This is a genomic window from Priestia sp. SIMBA_032 (genome assembly GCF_046535215.1).
Classification (GTDB): Bacteria; Bacillota; Bacilli; order Bacillales; family Bacillaceae_H; genus Priestia; species Priestia aryabhattai.
Map to the genome: position 1 here is coordinate 1 of NZ_JAWRXD010001046.1, position 257 is coordinate 257.

At 59.9% G+C, this 257-nt stretch carries 1 protein-coding gene; it reads left to right on the plus strand.

Translation table 11 applies throughout. The features are described from left to right. Window positions 1-190, plus strand: a 190-nt coding sequence (locus SB717_RS37535; RefSeq protein WP_410908218.1) for a hypothetical protein, incomplete at its 5' end; no start/stop codon positions are given. Between the last annotated feature and the right edge of the window lie 67 nt (window positions 191-257).

Here is a 257-nt window from a genome sequence, read left to right on the forward strand (position 1 = left end):
CCAGCTTGATGCGGTTTCTCTTCTGGTTGACGCGACCCCTGCCGGTGAACAGGCGTTGCGTGCACAATCACGCCTAGTGGTTCGCCGCCAAGCCCAGCTTAGCACCGATCCGGTCGACGTAGGCCGTCGAATCGACGTGCTGAAAGCTATGGACGACGCGCTGACGCGCCGCCAGAAGCTCGGCATCTAATCGAGTCGCCTCGCTTCCTTCGCACTTCCAGCAACGCCCGACCTAGTATTTTTCTCGCTCATCCCTT